Consider the following 15555-nt stretch of genomic DNA (forward strand, 5'->3'; position numbering starts at 1 on the left):
GCAGTCGGCGGTCGGCAGTCGGCGGTCGGCAGTCGGCAGTCGGCAGTCGGCAGTCGGCGGCGACGTCAGTGTGCGGGGCAGTCCGTCACCGCACGAATGAAGTCCACCACCGTGGCGTGTCCGGACGCCAGGCAGGCCGCGCCAACCACCGGCTCCCAGAACGCCTCGGAGCCGTGGGCCATCCGCCATTGATGCAGTCGCCGGCTCAGCAGCTGCAGATCGTATTCCTCGGTGATGCCGATCGCGCCGTGCAAGGCGTGCGCGGTGGCGGCGATGCTCGCGGCGGCCTCGCTGGTGCGAGCCTTCGCCACGGCCGCGGCAACGCGGTCGGGCTGGTCGCCATCGCCGGCAAAGGCGATCTGCGCGGCGATATGGCTGGCAGCCACCAGTTCGGCCATCACGCTGAGCTGGTGCTGCACCGCCTGGAACTTGCCGATCGCGCGGCCGAACTGCGTGCGGTCATTGCAGTATTGCAGCGTGAGGTCGAACACCCGACGCGCGGCGCCGGCGATCAGCGCGGCATGCAGCGCGGCGCCCCATGCCCCGACGTCGGCACCGGAGGCCGGCACGGGCTCGGGCACCGACTGCGGCGGCCAACGCAGCGTCGCGGCCTGGTCGCGGTGCACGCCGGTAACAATACGGCTTGCCGCGCCGGCATCGAGCAGCAACAGCCCGTCGTCGAGGCCCAGCACCACGTGGTCGGCGATCGCACCGTACGGCGTGATCGGGCACACCACCCCGCCATCGGCTTCGCGCACGCCGGCCTGTGCCAGCGTGATCATTCCCGGCGGCACGGCGAGCCCGGCGCGGCGCAGCAACGCCCGCGCGACCACCGACTGCGCCAGCGGCACCGGCAGCGGATGGCGCCCCATGGCAATCAGCACGGGCGCGAGCTCGGACAGTGCCAGGCCGGCGCCGCCGTCCTGCTCGGGCACGAGCAGCTCCACGAATCCGGCATCGGCGATGGCATCCCACAGTCGTCGCGGATTGCCGCCGTCCTCGATGGCCCGCACCGCCGCGGGTGTGCAGGCATCCTGCAGAATGGATTCGATCGCTTCGACAAACATGGTGGTCTCTCCTCGCGCCTGACGTCCTCGCGCCCTGACGCGTCAATGCCCTAGCGCTCTAACGCCCTAACGCCCTAACGCCCTAACGCCCTAGCGCCCTAGCGCCCTAACGCCCTAGCGCAGTCCCAGGCTGCGGGCAATCATCCCGCGCAGGATTTCCCGCGTGCCGCCGCGCAGCGAGAACGTCGGCGAGATCTGGCTCAGATAGCTCACGGTGCGATACAACTCCGCGTCGGCAAGGGTGCGCGGATCGCCGGCGATGACGGCCTCGAGCGCGGCCGGAATCTGCTGCTCCAGCGTCGTGCCCAGGTCCTTGACCAACGCGGCCTCCGCCACGGGGCTTTCGCCGGCCGCCAGCCGCGCGGTCACCGCGATCGACATCTGCCGCAGCGTGGCCAGCTGCGCGCAGAAGCGGCCCAGCAGCGCCTGCTGTTCCGGCGTGGCGCCATCGCGGCGAAGGCGCGCCGCCCACAGGTCCAGCAGCACCACGCTCGAGTAGATCCGTTCCGGCCCGCTGCGCTCGAAGGCCAGTTCGGCATTGACCTGTTCCCAGCCGCTGCCTTCGTTGCCGATCAGCGCATCGTCGCCCAGCGGCACGTTGTCGAATACGACCTCGGCGAAATGCGCGTCGCCGGTCAGGTCCTCGATCGGCCGCACGGTGACGCCGGGCAACGACAGGTCGACGATGAACTGCGACAGCCCTTTCTGCTTGTCCTCCAGCACGCCGGAGGTGCGCACCAGCGCGATCATGTACTGGCAGTGCGGGGCATTGGTGGTCCAGATCTTCTGGCCGTTCAGCGTCCAGCCCCCGGCCGTGCGGGTCGCGCGGCTGCGCACGCTGGCCAGATCGGAGCCCGAGTTGGGCTCGCTCATGCCGATGCAGAAGAAGCTCTCGCCGCGGCAGATGGCCGGCAGATGGCGGCGCTTCTGCGCCTCGGTGCCGTAGCGAAGAATCAGCGGACCGCTCTGGCGATCGGCGATCCAGTGGGCCGCGACCGGGGCGCCGGCGGCCAGCAACTCCTCCACCAGCACGAAACGGCGAAACGGATCGAGTCCCGCGCCGCCGTACTCCGGCGGCAGCGTGATGCCGACCCAGCCGCGTGCCGCCAGCCGGCGACTGAAGGCCGCGTCGAACCCCATCCACGACCGCGCGCGACGATCGGCGGGCGCATCGGGCAGCTGTTCGGCGAGAAAGCGTTTGACTTCGGTGCGGAAGGCCTCCGCCTCGGGCGGCAGGCTCGCACGAACGAAGTTATCGAGAAGGCTGGACACTGCGTCTGGCTCCGATGCGTTCCATGTTTGGCAGCTTCATGGTGGTTTCCAGGCCTCACACGTCCGATGCCGTGAGGGGCGTGATGGGCGTGATGGGCGTGAGGGGCGTGAGGGGCGTGATTGGCGTGATTGGCGTGATCGGCTTCACTGGCCTCGATGGCGTCAATATCGCATCTGGATCAGCCAGGTCGCCACCATCGCCGGCCGCTCCGCGCCCTCGACCTGCAGCTCGACCTGCCAGAAACACCGCACCTCCCCTGGCCGCACGTCCTCGATCCGCTGCAGCGCGAAGGTGCCACGCAGCCGCGAGCCGGCCGGCACCGCGCCGGTGAAGCGGACGCGGTCGAAGCCGTAGTTCAGCGACAGCTTGCGATTGGGGAAGCGGTAGCACTGCCCGAACGCGGCGGTGACCATCGACAGCGTCAGCAGCCCGTGGGCGATCGTGCAGCCATACGGCGATTCGGCCGCCGCGCGCACCGGGTCGACGTGGATCCACTGCCGGTCCTGCGTCAGTTCGGCGAACGTATCGATGGTGCGCTGATCGAGCGTGAAATAGCCGCTGACCGCGGCCGGCGCGCCGACCGCCGCGCGCAGTTCGTCCAGCGATCCGATGGTCTGCATGACGTCAGTCCGCCTTCAGGTCCATGGTCAGATCACGCCCTTGGCGCGCAGCGAGTCAAGTCGCGCGTCGTCGAAGCCGAGCTTGTCGCGCAGCACCGCCTCGGTATGCTCGCCCAGCGTCGGCGCGGCGCGTTCGTACTGGATCGGCGTGGCCGACAGCCGGATCGGATTGGCCAGCCCCGGGGCCTGCACGCCTGCGCCATGGGGCAGCGACAGCTGCATGCCGCGATGGCGCACCTGCTCGTCCTCGAACACCTGCTGCATGTTGTAGATCGGCCCGCACGGCACGTTGGCCGCCTCCATGCGTTCCACCCACTCGGTCATCGTGCGCGTCAGCATCGCTTCGGCGATCTGCGGAATCAGCGCGTCGCGGTTGCGGTTGCGTTGGCCGGCGGAGGTGAAGCGCGGGTCCGTGGCGAGTTCCGGGCGGCCGATCACCTCGCACAGCGCGCGGTATTGCGCATCGTTGCCGACCGCGACGATGACGTCGCCCTCGCGGCAGCGGAACACCTGGTACGGCACCATGTTCGAATGCGCGTTGCCCATCCGCTGCGGGATCTTGCCGGACAGGAAGTAGTTGATCGCCTGGTAGGAGTTGATGGTCACCACGCAGTCGAGCAGCGCCATGTCGATGTACTGCCCTTCGCCGCTGACATTGCGATGCTCCAGCGCCGCCAGGATTGCGGTGCTCGCATACATGCCCGTCAGCAGGTCCGTGATGGCGATGCCCGATTTGATCGGGCCGCCGCCGGGCTCGTCGTCCGGCAGGCCGGTGATGCTCATCAGCCCGCCCATGCCCTGGAACACGAAGTCGTAGCCGGGCAGCGCGGCATAGGGGCCGGACTGGCCGAAGCCGGTGATCGAGCAGTAGACCAGGCGCGGATTCAGCGCGCGCAGGTCGTCGTAGCCCAGGCCGTAGCGCGCCAGCGTGCCGACCTTGTAGTTCTCCACCACCACATCGGCCTCGCGCGCCAGCTCGCGGATGATCTGCTGACCCTCGGGCGCGGCCAGATCGACGGTAATGGACTTCTTGCCGCGATTGGCGCTGAGAAAGTACGACGAATCGGCGGTTTCCCGACCCTCCGCGTCCTTCAGGAACGGCGGGCCCCAGGCACGCGTATCGTCGCCGACGCGCGGACGCTCGACCTTGATGACTTCGGCGCCCATGTCGGCGAGGTTCTGCGTCGCCCAGGGGCCGGCCAGAATGCGGGTCAGGTCCAGAACCTTGATATGTGCCAGTGCGCCTTTCACCGGTGGTCTCCTGTGGCTGCGATTGCGCTGCGATTGCGCTGCGATCGGGGATGCGAATGCGGCAAGCCTAGTGAAGGCGTACGTGCGGCGTCCAATATCGAATCGCCATCGATTGATAGCGATCGTTTATCGCAGTGGGCCCGGTAGGAGCGCCGGGATGGGCGACGCAGCGATAAGTTTTGTATATCGCCTCGCGCCGAATTCATATTGGACACGCCGCGGAAGTGTCTCTTAGCCTTGCGCTCGAGCCTCGCAGCCATGACGGGGCGCCGACTGGAGAGAGACATGCTGATGACCCGCCCGGGCCGGCTGCTGGCCGCCGCCCTCTGCCTCGCCGCGCTTTCGCTGAGCGTTGCCGCGCCGGCGCGAGCCGACTACCCGAACCGGCCGATCCGTCTCGTCGTGTCGTTTCCGCCGGGCAGCGGCACCGATTCCACCGCCCGCTACGTGGCCCGCAAGCTCGAGGAAAAGACCGGCCAGTCGGTGGTGGTCGAGAACCGGCCCGGCGGCAACAGCTTCATCGCGGTGCAGACCGTGACCCGCGCCGAGCCTGACGGCTACACGCTGCTGCTGGCCAGCAATTCGCCGGTGGCGACCAATGTCGCGATGTTCCGCCAGCTGCCCTACGATCCGGTCGTGGAACTGGCGCCGATCGCACGGCTCGGCGTGGGCGCGATGGCGCTGGTGGTCAATCCGGCCTCACCGTTCCATACGGTGCCCGAACTGGTCGCGCATGCCCGCCAGCAGCCGGGCAAGCTCAATTACGGCGCCGGCAGCGCGTCCTATCAGATCGCGACGGAACTGTTCCTGACGCAGGGGCAAATCAAGGCCAACCACGTCCCCTACAAGGGCGCGGCGCCGGCGCTGACCGACGTCGCCGCGGGCCAGGTCGATTTCGCCTTCGCCGACTATGGCGCGGTGCTGCCGCTGCTGCAGGCGGGCAAGCTGCGGCTGCTGGCCGTGACCAGCGAAAAACGGCTGGCCACGCAGCCGAATACGCCTACGCTGCAGGAGAGCGGTTTCCCCGGCTATTTCATGGTCAACTGGACCGCGGCCTTCGCGCCGGCGAAGACGCCGCGCCCGGTGGTCGAGAAGCTGGAGAAGCTGCTGCTGGAAATCAACGCCGCGCCGGAGACCGCGGAGTTCTTCGCCCGCACCAACTGGGATGTCTTCACCGGCAACGCTGCCGAGCTGCGGCGCTTCCAGCTGGCGGAGATCCGCAAATGGTCGGACGCGGCGACGCGGGCCGGCATTCCGAAGCAATAGCGCGGACCGACAACGACACCGACACCGGCACCGATACCGACGACGACGACGACGACGACGACCGCACCGATACCGACGACGACGACCGCCGTCGGCAACCCACCGAACGAGGACCACCATGAGCCAGTTCCTGGACTATGCGCAGCAGGGTCATATCGTGACCCTTACCCTGAACGAGCCCGCGCGCCGCAATCCGCTGACCGGCAACACCGCGGTGGCCGAACTGGTGGCAGCGGTGGACCGCATCGATGGCGACGACTCGGTGCGCGCGGTGATCCTGACCGGCGCCGGCACCGTGTTCTCGACCGGCGGCGACATCCGCGACATGGAGCGCCAGGCGTCGGGCACGGTGCCCGGCATGGAGATCCGGCGCGACTATCGCCGCGGCATCCAGCGGCTGCCGCTGGCGCTGTTCAATCTGGAGGTGCCGGTCATCGCCGCGGTCAACGGCCCGGCCATGGGCGCCGGACTGGACCTGGCCTGCATGTGCGGTCTGCGCATTGCATCCGAGACCGCGCAATTCGCCGAGAGCTTCGTGCGGCTGGGCATCATTCCCGGCGATGGCGGCGCCTGGCTGCTGCCGCGCATCGTCGGCCTGTCGCGCGCCGCCGAAATGATCTTCACCGGCCTGCCGATCGATGCCGCGCGGGCGCTGGAATGGAACCTGGTATCCCAGGTGGTGCCGGCCGACCAGTTGCTGCCGACCGCGATGCGGCTGGCCGAGGCGATTGCCGCCAATCCGCCGCAAGCGGTGCGCCTGGCCAAACGGCTGCTGCGCGAGGGGATGCACACGCGGCTCGACACGCTGCTGGAAATGTCCGCGACCTTCCAGGCGATGTGCCACCAGACCGAGGAGCACCGGCAGGCGGTGACGGCCTTCCTCGAGAAACGAAAACCGGCGTCCCGCAGCTGAGCGGCGGGCGCGGCAGCGGCGATCGGTAAGATGTGGGCTTCGCCACTGCCCGCGCGCCGCCCTGCCCCATGGATTTCCGACGTATCCGGCATTTCGTCGTTCTCGCGGAAACGCTGAACTTTCGCCGCGCCGCCGAACGGCTGCATATCGCGCAGCCCGCGCTGACCGTTTCGATCCAGAAACTGGAACAGGAGCTGGAAACGCAATTGTTCGTGCGCGAGACGCGCGGTGTCACGCTGACGCCGAGCGGCCACGCAGCGCTTGGCGAGGCGCGGCGCATCCTGTTCCATGCCGGCCATTTCCGCGAGGCGGCGCACGCCGCGGCCAGCGGCATGGGCGGAACACTGCGTATCGGTTTCGTCGGCTCCACCACCTATCACCTGCTGCCGCAACTGGTGTCGCACTTTCGTGCCGAGTATCCCGCGGTGGAACTGACGCTGAAGGAGGCCACCTCGGCATCGATCGTCAAGCAGCTCGAGGACGAGGCGCTGGACGTCGGCCTGGTGCGCATCCCGCTGCTGCAGGCCGGCAGGATCACGCTGGCTCCGCTGGAGCACGACCGCTTCGTCGCCGCGCTGCCGCGCCATCATCCGCTGGCCGGGCACCGATCGCTGACGTTGTCCGAGTTGGCCGGCGAGCGCTTCGTGATGTACGCCCGCGAGGAAGCCTCGGGGCTGCACGCCGCCGCGATGACCGCCTGCCAGCTGGGCGGCTTCCAGCCCCGCATCGCGCAGATCGCGACGCAGATCCAGACCGTGATGGCGCTGGTGGAAAGCGGGCTCGGCATCGCGCTGGTGCCATCGATCATGCATCGCTTCGCCAACGAGCGGCTGGTGTGTATTCCGGTGGACGACATGCCCGGTGCCGCCGGCATCGGGCTGGCACTGGCCTATTGCGACGAAACCGAGACCCCGGCGGGACGGCACTTCCGCCAGGTCGCGCAGTCCGCCTTTCCCGTCGGAGGGGCGGCCGAGGCGCCATCGTCGCGCTGACGTCCGCGCGGCACGGCACGCCGGAGACGGCGTGCTACGTTGCCCTCGTATCGAGGGCCGGAACCCATACCGGCATGGATTCCCTCCACATACCGGCACACATTCCCGCACACATACCCGCACACATACCCGCATACATACCCGCACACAGGCACCGATGAAGACGCTGCTGATCGTCTACCACACGATGACCGGAGGCACGCAGCAGATGGCCGAAGCCGCGGCCAACGCCGCGCGGACGCAGCCGGACGTCGAGGTCAGGCTGCTGCGCGCCACCGAGGCGCAGCCCGACGATGTGCTGAAGGCCGACGGCTATCTGTTCGCCACGCCTGAGAACCTGGCCGCGATGTCAGGGTTGATGAAGGACTTCTTCGACCGCTGCTATTACCCGGTGCTCGACCGCGTCAATGGCCGCCCCTATGCCGCGATGATCTGCGCCGGCAGCGACGGCCAGAACGCGCTGCGCCAGCTCGACCGCATCGCCACCGGCTGGCGCCTGCGCTCCGTGGCGCCCGGGCTGATCGTCTGCACGCATGCGCAGACGCCGGAGCGCATCCTGGCACCGAAGCAGATCGGCGCCGACGACCTGGCGCGCTGCGCGGAACTCGGCGAAGGCCTCGCCGGCGGGCTGGCGCTGGGGGTGTTCTGAAGAACGACTCCGGCTCGGGTTTCAGAGGAGATCGGCTTTCACGCGGCGTACTTGCGTTGCGATCTGAGCCATGCGCCGCGCCTGCGCTTGCACAAATTCCGCAATGCGCCGCACGAGTTCACGCTCCTGCCCAACATAGGTATCCGATTCCGCGAGCCTCGGCGCAAGATTGGTCGCCGCCTGGGCCATCCGGGTCATTTCCCGCTGCAACAGGGACGCCTTGACGCCGATGCGGCTGCCGAAGTCCGCCATCGCGAACGGCGTCAGCGCTTCCAGCTGGAATTCGTCGCCATACGCCATGGCCAGCTCCTGCTCCACCGCATCGCCATAGACACCCACAGACACCAGGTCGTACAGCGGTGCCGGGCTGATGCCCTTCGCGCTGACAAAAAACGAGATGTTCTTGCCGTGCGCGTCGCAGTTGCCAAGCAGGACATTGAGCAGCGCCCAGCGCAACATGAACGCGCGCGCCATGGCCGGCACGGCGAAAAAACGGTTCAGGGCAAACAGCTTCTCGAAACTGGCTCCATCCCGGACATGCATAACGTCCTTCGTGCTGCCGAAGTTGCGCTCGTATTTGTAGCCCACGGGCAGGTCCATCGCCTGGCACCCGTCGATGACGTGCAACCGTCGCACATCCCGTACCGTCTCTCCGTCGGCGGCATCCCATGTCACGACGCGATCGAAACGCTGTATCAGCAGTATCGGCGCAGGAATCCGCCATATCTGCACGGGTGCAACGGGCAGGCCCATCTCGGCGGCGAGCCTCATGCAATAGTGTTCGTTCGCGACCAGGCTCTCCCACTTCGCATTGATGGACTCCGGCTTCAGGATATGGGTAGAACTGAGTCGGCCGTCCGCCAGCGCAATGCGGTCCCCTTCCACCAGCACCTGCAATTTGTCCTGGAATCCGGCGACTGAGAGCCTGACCCTGCCATCCCAGACAGGAAAGGGCACATCGCGATTGCGATCGGCGATGCGCTGATTCAGTTCTTCCCGCGAGATCTGGCGTTTTTCCGGCATGAACGCGGTGTGCTGCTCTGCCGGGTCCGGGGAGGGCTCGTCCTCCGGCACGAAGCTCAACGCGCCAACCGGCTCCTTGCCGAGCAAGCGGATCAGGGCGAAGGTATTCGACTTCGCGATGTGATGATGCGCAGCGGCGACCTCCAGCGCCCTGCCCTCGGGCAGCAGATTGGCGAGAAAACGCGCGACCGTATCGGGATCGCTGGGCTCCCCACGCAGGGGCAGGTGCGGGGAAAGCGGAAATCGATCGTTGCGGCGAAGCCAGCCTGGGTCGTACGCGAACGCGTAACGGCCAGCCAGGCCTTGGCGGGGCTCGTAAGTCAGGCGGCCCACGGTCGCCTGCTGCGAAACCACGCGGAGTGAGTAAGTCATGCGCTGCCTTTGTCAGTGGAATTTGCGGCGCGCTCGGCCAGCTGCTCCTCGACCAGCAAGGCGTCGCCCTTGGGAACGACAAGCATCTTCAGGCCCAAACCGTCCAGCACCTTCATCAGGCTGTCCAGGCTGACGGACCTGCCGTTCTCCAGACGGGACAGCAGATCCTTCGACACCCCCAGCAAATCGGCCGCATCGTCGATTCGCAACTGGCCCCGTGCGCGCTGGCTACGCACCAGCGAACCGAGCGAGTCAAGAGTTTCCACGACCGGGCTTAGGGACTCGTCGGGCAGAGGTAGTTTTCTCACCATGATTAACGTTCCGTTGCCGTGCAGACCACACATAGGCGCGCCGTCACCATTTCATAGTTCTGACATTCACGGAACAATACGGTCCGATGTGTAAAATGTAGCACATTGTTCCGCAATTATAAGGAATAATGAGCCAGATGATCTCGGATATTTCTTAGTTCCTGAGTTTACGGAATTAAGGCGACAGGACCGGAACTCGCACCCATTGTTCTTGATCCATCGGAACAATAAAGCGACATTGGGGAGCCATCAGACCGATCGGTACCAACCGCGCACTTCTGCGGTCACGGCAATACGCGCTGCTTTTCAACCCGGCGGTGACTTGCGCTCCAGCACCCCCCGCACGGCCGCCGCCACCCGATGCGGATTGCCCTTTCGCCAAACGAGATGCAGTTCGACATCGAGCCCGACCTGGTCGTCGATCGGCCGAAAGCGCACGCCGGCATAGCCGAGGCGCCATGCCGACTGGGGCACCAGCGCGACGCCCATGCCGGCGTCGACCAGCGACAGGATCGAATGCGTATGGCTTAGCGTCTGCACCGTGTCGGGCGCCACGCCCTCGGCGCGCAGCCGGCCGGCGACGATCTCGTACAGATAGCGCGATTCGGAGCGGCAGAACTCGATGAAGGGCTGGCCTTCGAGCGCGGACAGCGGCAGGCGCTCGGCCTGCAGCAACGGATGCCCGACCGGCGCTGCCAGCACGAAGGGCTCGCGCAGCAGCGGCGCCGATTCGACGAAGCTGCGCGGCGCAAACGGGCGCACCAGGCCCAGTTCGATGCGGTCGGCGGCGATTGCCTCGAGCTGCGCGTCGGTCTGCATTTCGCGCAGCGACACGTGGACCTCCGGCAGGCTCGCGCGGATCGCGCCCAGCAATTGCGGCAGCAGCGCGAAGCTCGCTGCCGGGATGAACCCCATCGATACGCTACCGGCATCTGCGCGCATGGCCCGGCGCGCGGCCAGCTTGGCCGCCTGGCTGCGCCGCAGGATGTCCTCGGCCTCGCGCAGGAAGATCGCGCCCGCCGGCGTCAGGCGAACCCCGCCGCCCGAGCGGTCCAGCAATTGCACCCCGACCTCATGTTCGAGCAGCTGGATATGCCGCGTCAGCGGCGGCTGCGTCATGTTCAGCAAGGCCGCGGCCCGGCCGAAATGCAATTCGGTCGCGACGGCCACGAAGCTGCGCAGATGGGATAGCTGGAACACGATTCAAATCTTGAATTGGGTAATCGCCAGTTTGGATTGGACGGCAGCAGCGGGGGCTTTCTACAGTAGCGCCTCTCATGTCCATTCCATCAGGAGTTCAAGTGGCGACTTTCGAAGGTTCCGCGCTGCGCGAGGCGCTCAATGGCATTTCCGGAATCCTGGTCACGCCGTTCGACGCGAATGATACCGTCTCGCCCGGTCCGCTTTCGGCCGTGGTCGACCGGGCCGTCGGCGCCGGCGTGCATGTGCTGGTCGCCAATGGCAATACCAGCGAGTTCTACGGCCTGCGGGAGCAGGAGGCGGTGCGCATGGTCCATGTCGCCGCCGAATACGTGGCCGGCCGGGTGCCGCTGCTGGCCGGCGTCGGACGCAGCGTCCACGAAGCCTGCGCGCTGGCCCGCGCCTCCCGCGAAGCCGGCGCCGACGCGCTGATGGTCCATCAGCCGCCCGATCCCTTCGTCGCGCCGCGCGGCGTGGTCGCCTATGTGCAGAAGATCGCCGAGGCCGGCCAGGGCCTGCCGCTGGTGCTCTATCTGCGTAACGACAACATCGGCCTTGCCGCCATCGAAGCGCTGTGCCGCATTCCCGAAGTCGTCGGCGTCAAGTGGGCCTCCCCCACGCCGATGGTGCTGGCCGAAGCCATCCGGCGCACCGCCGATCGCGGGCTGGCCTGGGTCGGCGGGCTGGCCGAGGTCTGGGCGCCGCCCTTCTATGCGGTCGGCGCACGCGGCTTTACCTCGGGCCTGATCAACGTGATGCCGGAGCGGTCGGTGGCGATCCACCGCGCGCTGGAGGACGGCGACCATGCGCTGGCGATGCGCCTGATCGGCGAGATGCTGCCCTTCGAGGATCTGCGCGCCCAGGAAAACAACGGCACCAACGTCACGGTCGTCAAGGCAGCGCTGCGGCTGATGGGCAACGACTGCGGCGCCGCACGGCCGCCCTCGGCGTGGCCGCTGACCGAGGCCCAGCAGCGCCGCCTGCACGAGCTGATGTCCGGCTGGGGGCTCGCACGCTGATTTCATCGCGGGCGACTGCCCGCTGCGCAGTGAGGGGACGTGCCACGTCCCACTACAAGAAACTTCATTGGAGACTATCGATGCCATTTCGTCGCACCCTGCTTGCCTTCTGCGCCTTTGCCTCGCTGACCGGCGGCGCGCTCGCGGAAAGCTATCCCGCCCGTCCCATCACGATCGTCATCGGCTCCAGCCCCGGCAGCGCCACCGACGGCCTGGCCCGCGCCCTGGGCAACGAGGTGACCCGGCTGACCGGACAGGCCGTGGTGATCGAGAACCGCGCCGGCGCGATGGGCGGCATCGCGGCCCAGACCGTGGCGCGTGCCAAGCCCGACGGCTATACGCTGTTCATCACGACCAACACCACGCAGGCCGCCAATCCGCATCTGCTGAAGAAGCTGCCCTACGACCCGATCAAGGATTTCACGCCCGTCTCGATGCTGACCAAGGGCTACCAGCTGCTGGTCGTCAATCAGAACGTCAAGGCCAACAGCGTCGCCGAGCTGATCGCCTTGGCGAAGAAGGAGCCGGGCAAGCTGACCTACGGTTCGGGCAGTTCGTCGGCACGCGTCGCCGCCGAACTGTTCCAGCAGATGAGCGGCACCGAGATGACCCACGTCCCGTACAAGGCCAATCCGCCTGCGGTAGTGGACCTGGTCGCGGGCCAGACCGACCTGATGATCGTCGACCTGCCGGCCAGCCTGCCGCAGGTGCGCTCCGGCAAGCTGCGGGTGCTGGGCTTCAGCGGTCCCAAGCGCTCGGCACTGGTGCCCAATGTGCCGACCATCGCCGACACGCTGCCCGGCTATGAGGCCGGCTACTGGAACGCGCTCTATGCGCCCGCCAATACCCCGCAGCCGGTGGTGCAACGCCTGAGCGAACTGGTCCATCGCGCGCTGGCCACGCCGAGCGTCCGGCAGGTCGTCGAGCAGAGCGGCCAGGAAATCGCGCTGTCGAGCGCCGAGGAGCTGGGCCGCTTCCAGCTCGCCGAACTCGACCGCTGGGGCCGCATCATCCGCACCGCCGGCATCGAGAAGGAGTGATCGCCGTCGTTCCCGCGCCGGCGGGAATCCAGCGTCTGCGCAAGCCGCTGGGTTCCCGTCTTCGCGGGGGCGACGTCGATGCCGCAGCGCCGATCCGTTGAACAAGGAAGCTACCGTGAAATCGCACTACATCGCCGGCGAATGGGTTGCCGGCAACGACAGCAGCGCCAACGTCAATCCGTCCGATGTATCGGACATCATCGGCCACTACGCGCAGGGCGATGCCGCCCTCGTCGACCAGGCGGTCCGCGCCGCGCGGCAGGCCTTCGGCAAGTGGTCGCTGTCGACGCCGCAGCAGCGCTTCGATGTGCTCGATTTCGTCGGCAACGAGCTGCTGCAGCGCCGCGCCGAGCTGGGCGACCTGCTGGCGCGCGAGGAAGGCAAGACGCTGCCCGAGGCGACCGGCGAGGTGGTGCGCGCCGCGCAGATCTTCAAGTTCTTCGCCGGCGAGGCGCTGCGTACCGCGGGCGAGGTGCTGCCGTCCGTGCGCCCCGGCATCGGTGTCGAGATCACGCGCGAGCCGATCGGCGTGGTCGCGCTGATCGCGCCGTGGAACTTCCCGATCGCGATTCCCGCGTGGAAGATCGCCCCGGCGCTGGCCTACGGCAATTGCGTGGTGTTCAAGCCCGCGGAGCTGGTGCCGGGTTCGAGCTGGGCGCTGGCGGAGATCCTGAGCCGCTCGGGCCTGCCGGCCGGGGCGTTCAATCTGGTGCTCGGCCGCGGACGCGATGTCGGCCAGCGGATGGTCGAACATCCGCAGGTCGACGCGATCAGCTTCACGGGCTCGGTGACCACCGGGCGCAGCATCGCCGCGCAGGCCTGCCAGCGCATGGCGAAGTTCCAGCTGGAGATGGGCGGCAAGAATCCGCTGGTGGTCACCGACGATGCCGACCTCGAGCTTGCGGTCGAAGTCGCGCTGCAGGGCTCGTTCTATTCGACCGGCCAGCGTTGCACCGCGTCGAGCCGCATCATCGTCACACAGGGCATCCACGACCGCTTCGTTGCCCGGCTCGCCGAGCGGACCGCGGCACTGGTGGTCGGCGACGCCCGCGATGCGCGCACGCAGATCGGCCCGGTGGTCGACGCGCGCCAGCTCGAACAGGACGAGCGCTACATCGCCATCGGCAAGGCCGAGGGCGCGCGGCTGGTGTGCGGCGGCGAACGGCTGTCGCTCGGCAAGGACGGCTTCTACCTGAGCCCGGCGCTGTTCGTCGATTGCAGCAACGACATGCGGATCGCGCGCGAGGAGATCTTCGGGCCGGTGGCCGCGGTGATCGCGGCACGCGACTACGAGGAAGCGCTGGCGCTGGCCAACGATACCGAGTTCGGGTTGTCCGCCGGCATCTGCACCACCTCGCTGAAGCTGGCCGCGCATTTCAAGCGCCACGCGCAGGCCGGCATGGTGATGGTCAACGCGCCGACCGCCGGCGTGGATTTCCACGTGCCGTTCGGCGGACGCAAGGGATCGAGTTATGGTCCGCGCGAACAGGGGCGGTATGCGCAGGAGTTCTATACGACGGTGAAGACGGCGTATACGGCGGCTTGATGGCTACCCCATGGCGGCTTGACGCACCGGCCGCCCCGCTTGGAATGCGGCCATTCCACCATCAAGCGGGGCATGGCCAATGGAGTCGGTCATCGGGTTCGTGGCGCGGTTCGCGATGTACGTGCTGTTCCAGTTGGTCCTCTACTGGCCGGGCTGGCTCGTACTGAAGATCGTCACGCTGGGGCGATATCCTGCCTCGCCACTGCGGCGCGAAGCGTGGTACGAGTTCGAGCTCGTTGCGGTCGTGGGCATGCTTGCCGTCGCGGGGATCGTGATGGCCATCGCGGCGCTGGCGTAGCGGGCAATCGGCAGCCTAGAGAAAAGGATTCCGTATCGTCAGGCCGTCCTCGACGATCAGCCCGTCGTGCATGTCCTCTGTGTACAGGATCTGACATCCGCTCATGGAAGCGGTAGCGACGATGCAGGCATCGTAGAACGCGAAGCCATGCCGTTCAGCCAGTCGCCGTGCAGAGTCGTGGATATCGACTGTGAGTGGGACCACAGTGCAAAAACTTTTCACCGCGTCCACCAGGTCCGCGATCTCGTGCCAAGCCATATCCAGCTTTCGGACGCATACGCTGGTCACCTCGTTCAGCACTTGAACGCTGATCATCGGCCGCGTCCTCAGCAAGGCTTCAGAACGGTTCGCTTTCCTGGCGTCCTCCGACAGCAAATAAAGAACGACGTTGCTATCAATGAACGCGCTGCCTTTAGGTTCTCTCATTCGCCTCATCCCGACTGAACTTGAAGTCAGCTGGCAGCCTTCCACGCAGCTGTCTCACCCGCTCCAGCAACACATCGGCACCGGGCTTTTTTCGGACAGCGAAGGTCCGCGGGTCATCGACCACAATCTCGATGTCGTCACCTTCACGCAATTCGAGCGCCTCCACGACGCTGGACGGCAGACGCACAGCCAAGCTGTTACCCCACTTCGCTACCTGCATGGCTTTCTCCTTGGATATACATTGGAAATTGTATATCAGAGCAAACCGAATGCTAATGCCTTCTTAGGC

General features: G+C 67.0%; 18 protein-coding genes. 9 read left to right on the forward strand and 9 right to left on the reverse strand.

Annotation, left to right across the window (positions count from 1 at the left end):
• Positions 1 to 65: 65 nt before the first annotated feature.
• The 4 genes from AC6EI8_RS02030 to AC6EI8_RS02045 form a co-directional block, all read right to left on the reverse strand.
• A complete protein-coding gene (locus AC6EI8_RS02030) occupies positions 66 to 1067 on the reverse strand; it encodes an acyl-CoA dehydrogenase family protein (protein WP_498381140.1) in 1002 nt (333 codons plus the stop codon).
• A 114-nt stretch (positions 1068 to 1181) separates the two neighbouring features.
• Entirely contained in the window at positions 1182 to 2339 is a 1158-nt protein-coding gene (locus tag AC6EI8_RS02035) for an acyl-CoA dehydrogenase family protein (protein WP_498381141.1), read from the reverse strand.
• 162 nt (positions 2340 to 2501) lie between these two features.
• Positions 2502 to 2960, reverse strand: coding sequence for a MaoC family dehydratase (locus AC6EI8_RS02040; protein ID WP_498381142.1), 459 nt, complete (start codon positions 2958 to 2960; stop codon positions 2502 to 2504).
• Between the two features lie 27 nt (positions 2961 to 2987).
• On the reverse strand, positions 2988 to 4211 hold the full coding sequence (locus AC6EI8_RS02045) for a CaiB/BaiF CoA transferase family protein (protein WP_149316010.1): 1224 nt from the start codon (positions 4209 to 4211) through the stop codon (positions 2988 to 2990).
• A gap of 291 nt (positions 4212 to 4502) precedes the next feature.
• On the opposite strand from AC6EI8_RS02045, the gene AC6EI8_RS02050 reads away from it, so the two are divergent.
• From AC6EI8_RS02050 to AC6EI8_RS02070, 5 genes are all read left to right on the forward strand, one after another.
• Positions 4503 to 5477, forward strand: a complete 975-nt coding sequence (locus AC6EI8_RS02050; RefSeq protein ID WP_498381187.1) for a Bug family tripartite tricarboxylate transporter substrate binding protein — start codon at positions 4503 to 4505, stop codon at positions 5475 to 5477.
• Positions 5435 to 5599 (forward strand): hypothetical protein, encoded by a 165-nt coding sequence (locus AC6EI8_RS02055; RefSeq protein ID WP_498381143.1) that lies wholly within the window; start codon positions 5435 to 5437, stop codon positions 5597 to 5599. Before AC6EI8_RS02050 ends, AC6EI8_RS02055 begins: the two co-directional genes overlap by 43 nt.
• The gene (locus tag AC6EI8_RS02060; RefSeq protein WP_498381144.1) at positions 5596 to 6390 is read left to right on the forward strand and encodes a crotonase/enoyl-CoA hydratase family protein; all 795 of its coding nucleotides are present in this window, start codon (positions 5596 to 5598) and stop codon (positions 6388 to 6390) included. Before AC6EI8_RS02055 ends, AC6EI8_RS02060 begins: the two co-directional genes overlap by 4 nt.
• 68 nt (positions 6391 to 6458) lie before the next feature.
• Positions 6459 to 7382, forward strand: a complete 924-nt coding sequence (locus tag AC6EI8_RS02065; protein WP_498381145.1) for a LysR family transcriptional regulator — start codon at positions 6459 to 6461, stop codon at positions 7380 to 7382.
• Between the two features lie 157 nt (positions 7383 to 7539).
• Positions 7540 to 8031, forward strand: a complete 492-nt coding sequence (locus AC6EI8_RS02070) for a flavodoxin family protein (RefSeq protein ID WP_149316014.1) — start codon at positions 7540 to 7542, stop codon at positions 8029 to 8031.
• A 21-nt stretch (positions 8032 to 8052) separates the two neighbouring features.
• Here the strand turns inward: AC6EI8_RS02070 and AC6EI8_RS02075 are convergent, their stop codons facing one another.
• From AC6EI8_RS02075 to AC6EI8_RS02085, 3 genes are all read right to left on the reverse strand, one after another.
• Positions 8053 to 9426 carry a HipA domain-containing protein gene (locus AC6EI8_RS02075; RefSeq protein WP_226105806.1) on the reverse strand — a complete coding sequence of 458 codons (1374 nt, stop codon included), beginning with the start codon at positions 9424 to 9426 and terminating at the stop codon, positions 8053 to 8055.
• Positions 9423 to 9737: a helix-turn-helix domain-containing protein gene (locus AC6EI8_RS02080; protein WP_150083875.1), complete on the reverse strand. Its 315-nt coding sequence runs from the start codon at positions 9735 to 9737 to the stop codon at positions 9423 to 9425. Before AC6EI8_RS02080 ends, AC6EI8_RS02075 begins: the two co-directional genes overlap by 4 nt.
• 306 nt (positions 9738 to 10043) lie before the next feature.
• Positions 10044 to 10937 carry a LysR family transcriptional regulator gene (locus AC6EI8_RS02085; RefSeq protein ID WP_150083874.1) on the reverse strand — a complete coding sequence of 298 codons (894 nt, stop codon included), beginning with the start codon at positions 10935 to 10937 and terminating at the stop codon, positions 10044 to 10046.
• 101 nt (positions 10938 to 11038) lie between these two features.
• On the opposite strand from AC6EI8_RS02085, the gene AC6EI8_RS02090 reads away from it, so the two are divergent.
• The 4 genes from AC6EI8_RS02090 (at position 11039) to AC6EI8_RS02105 (ending at position 14840) form a co-directional block, all read left to right on the forward strand.
• Positions 11039 to 11956: a dihydrodipicolinate synthase family protein gene (locus tag AC6EI8_RS02090; protein ID WP_498381146.1), complete on the forward strand. Its 918-nt coding sequence runs from the start codon at positions 11039 to 11041 to the stop codon at positions 11954 to 11956.
• Between the two features lie 80 nt (positions 11957 to 12036).
• The gene (locus AC6EI8_RS02095; RefSeq protein WP_498381147.1) at positions 12037 to 12996 is read left to right on the forward strand and encodes a Bug family tripartite tricarboxylate transporter substrate binding protein; all 960 of its coding nucleotides are present in this window, start codon (positions 12037 to 12039) and stop codon (positions 12994 to 12996) included.
• Positions 12997 to 13111: 115 nt separating this feature from the next.
• The gene (locus AC6EI8_RS02100) at positions 13112 to 14542 is read left to right on the forward strand and encodes an aldehyde dehydrogenase family protein (RefSeq protein WP_498381148.1); all 1431 of its coding nucleotides are present in this window, start codon (positions 13112 to 13114) and stop codon (positions 14540 to 14542) included.
• Positions 14543 to 14621: 79 nt separating this feature from the next.
• Positions 14622 to 14840 (forward strand): hypothetical protein, encoded by a 219-nt coding sequence (locus AC6EI8_RS02105; protein ID WP_498381149.1) that lies wholly within the window; start codon positions 14622 to 14624, stop codon positions 14838 to 14840.
• A 15-nt stretch (positions 14841 to 14855) separates the two neighbouring features.
• Here the strand turns inward: AC6EI8_RS02105 and AC6EI8_RS02110 are convergent, their stop codons facing one another.
• Both AC6EI8_RS02110 and AC6EI8_RS02115 read right to left on the reverse strand, forming a co-directional pair.
• The gene (locus tag AC6EI8_RS02110) at positions 14856 to 15266 is read right to left on the reverse strand and encodes a PIN domain-containing protein (RefSeq protein WP_150083870.1); all 411 of its coding nucleotides are present in this window, start codon (positions 15264 to 15266) and stop codon (positions 14856 to 14858) included.
• Positions 15253 to 15486: an AbrB/MazE/SpoVT family DNA-binding domain-containing protein gene (locus AC6EI8_RS02115; protein WP_149316020.1), complete on the reverse strand. Its 234-nt coding sequence runs from the start codon at positions 15484 to 15486 to the stop codon at positions 15253 to 15255. The genes AC6EI8_RS02110 and AC6EI8_RS02115 overlap by 14 nt, the downstream gene beginning before the upstream one ends.
• Between the last annotated feature and the right edge of the window lie 69 nt (positions 15487 to 15555).

Source organism: Cupriavidus sp. R6-3, assembly GCF_059772245.1.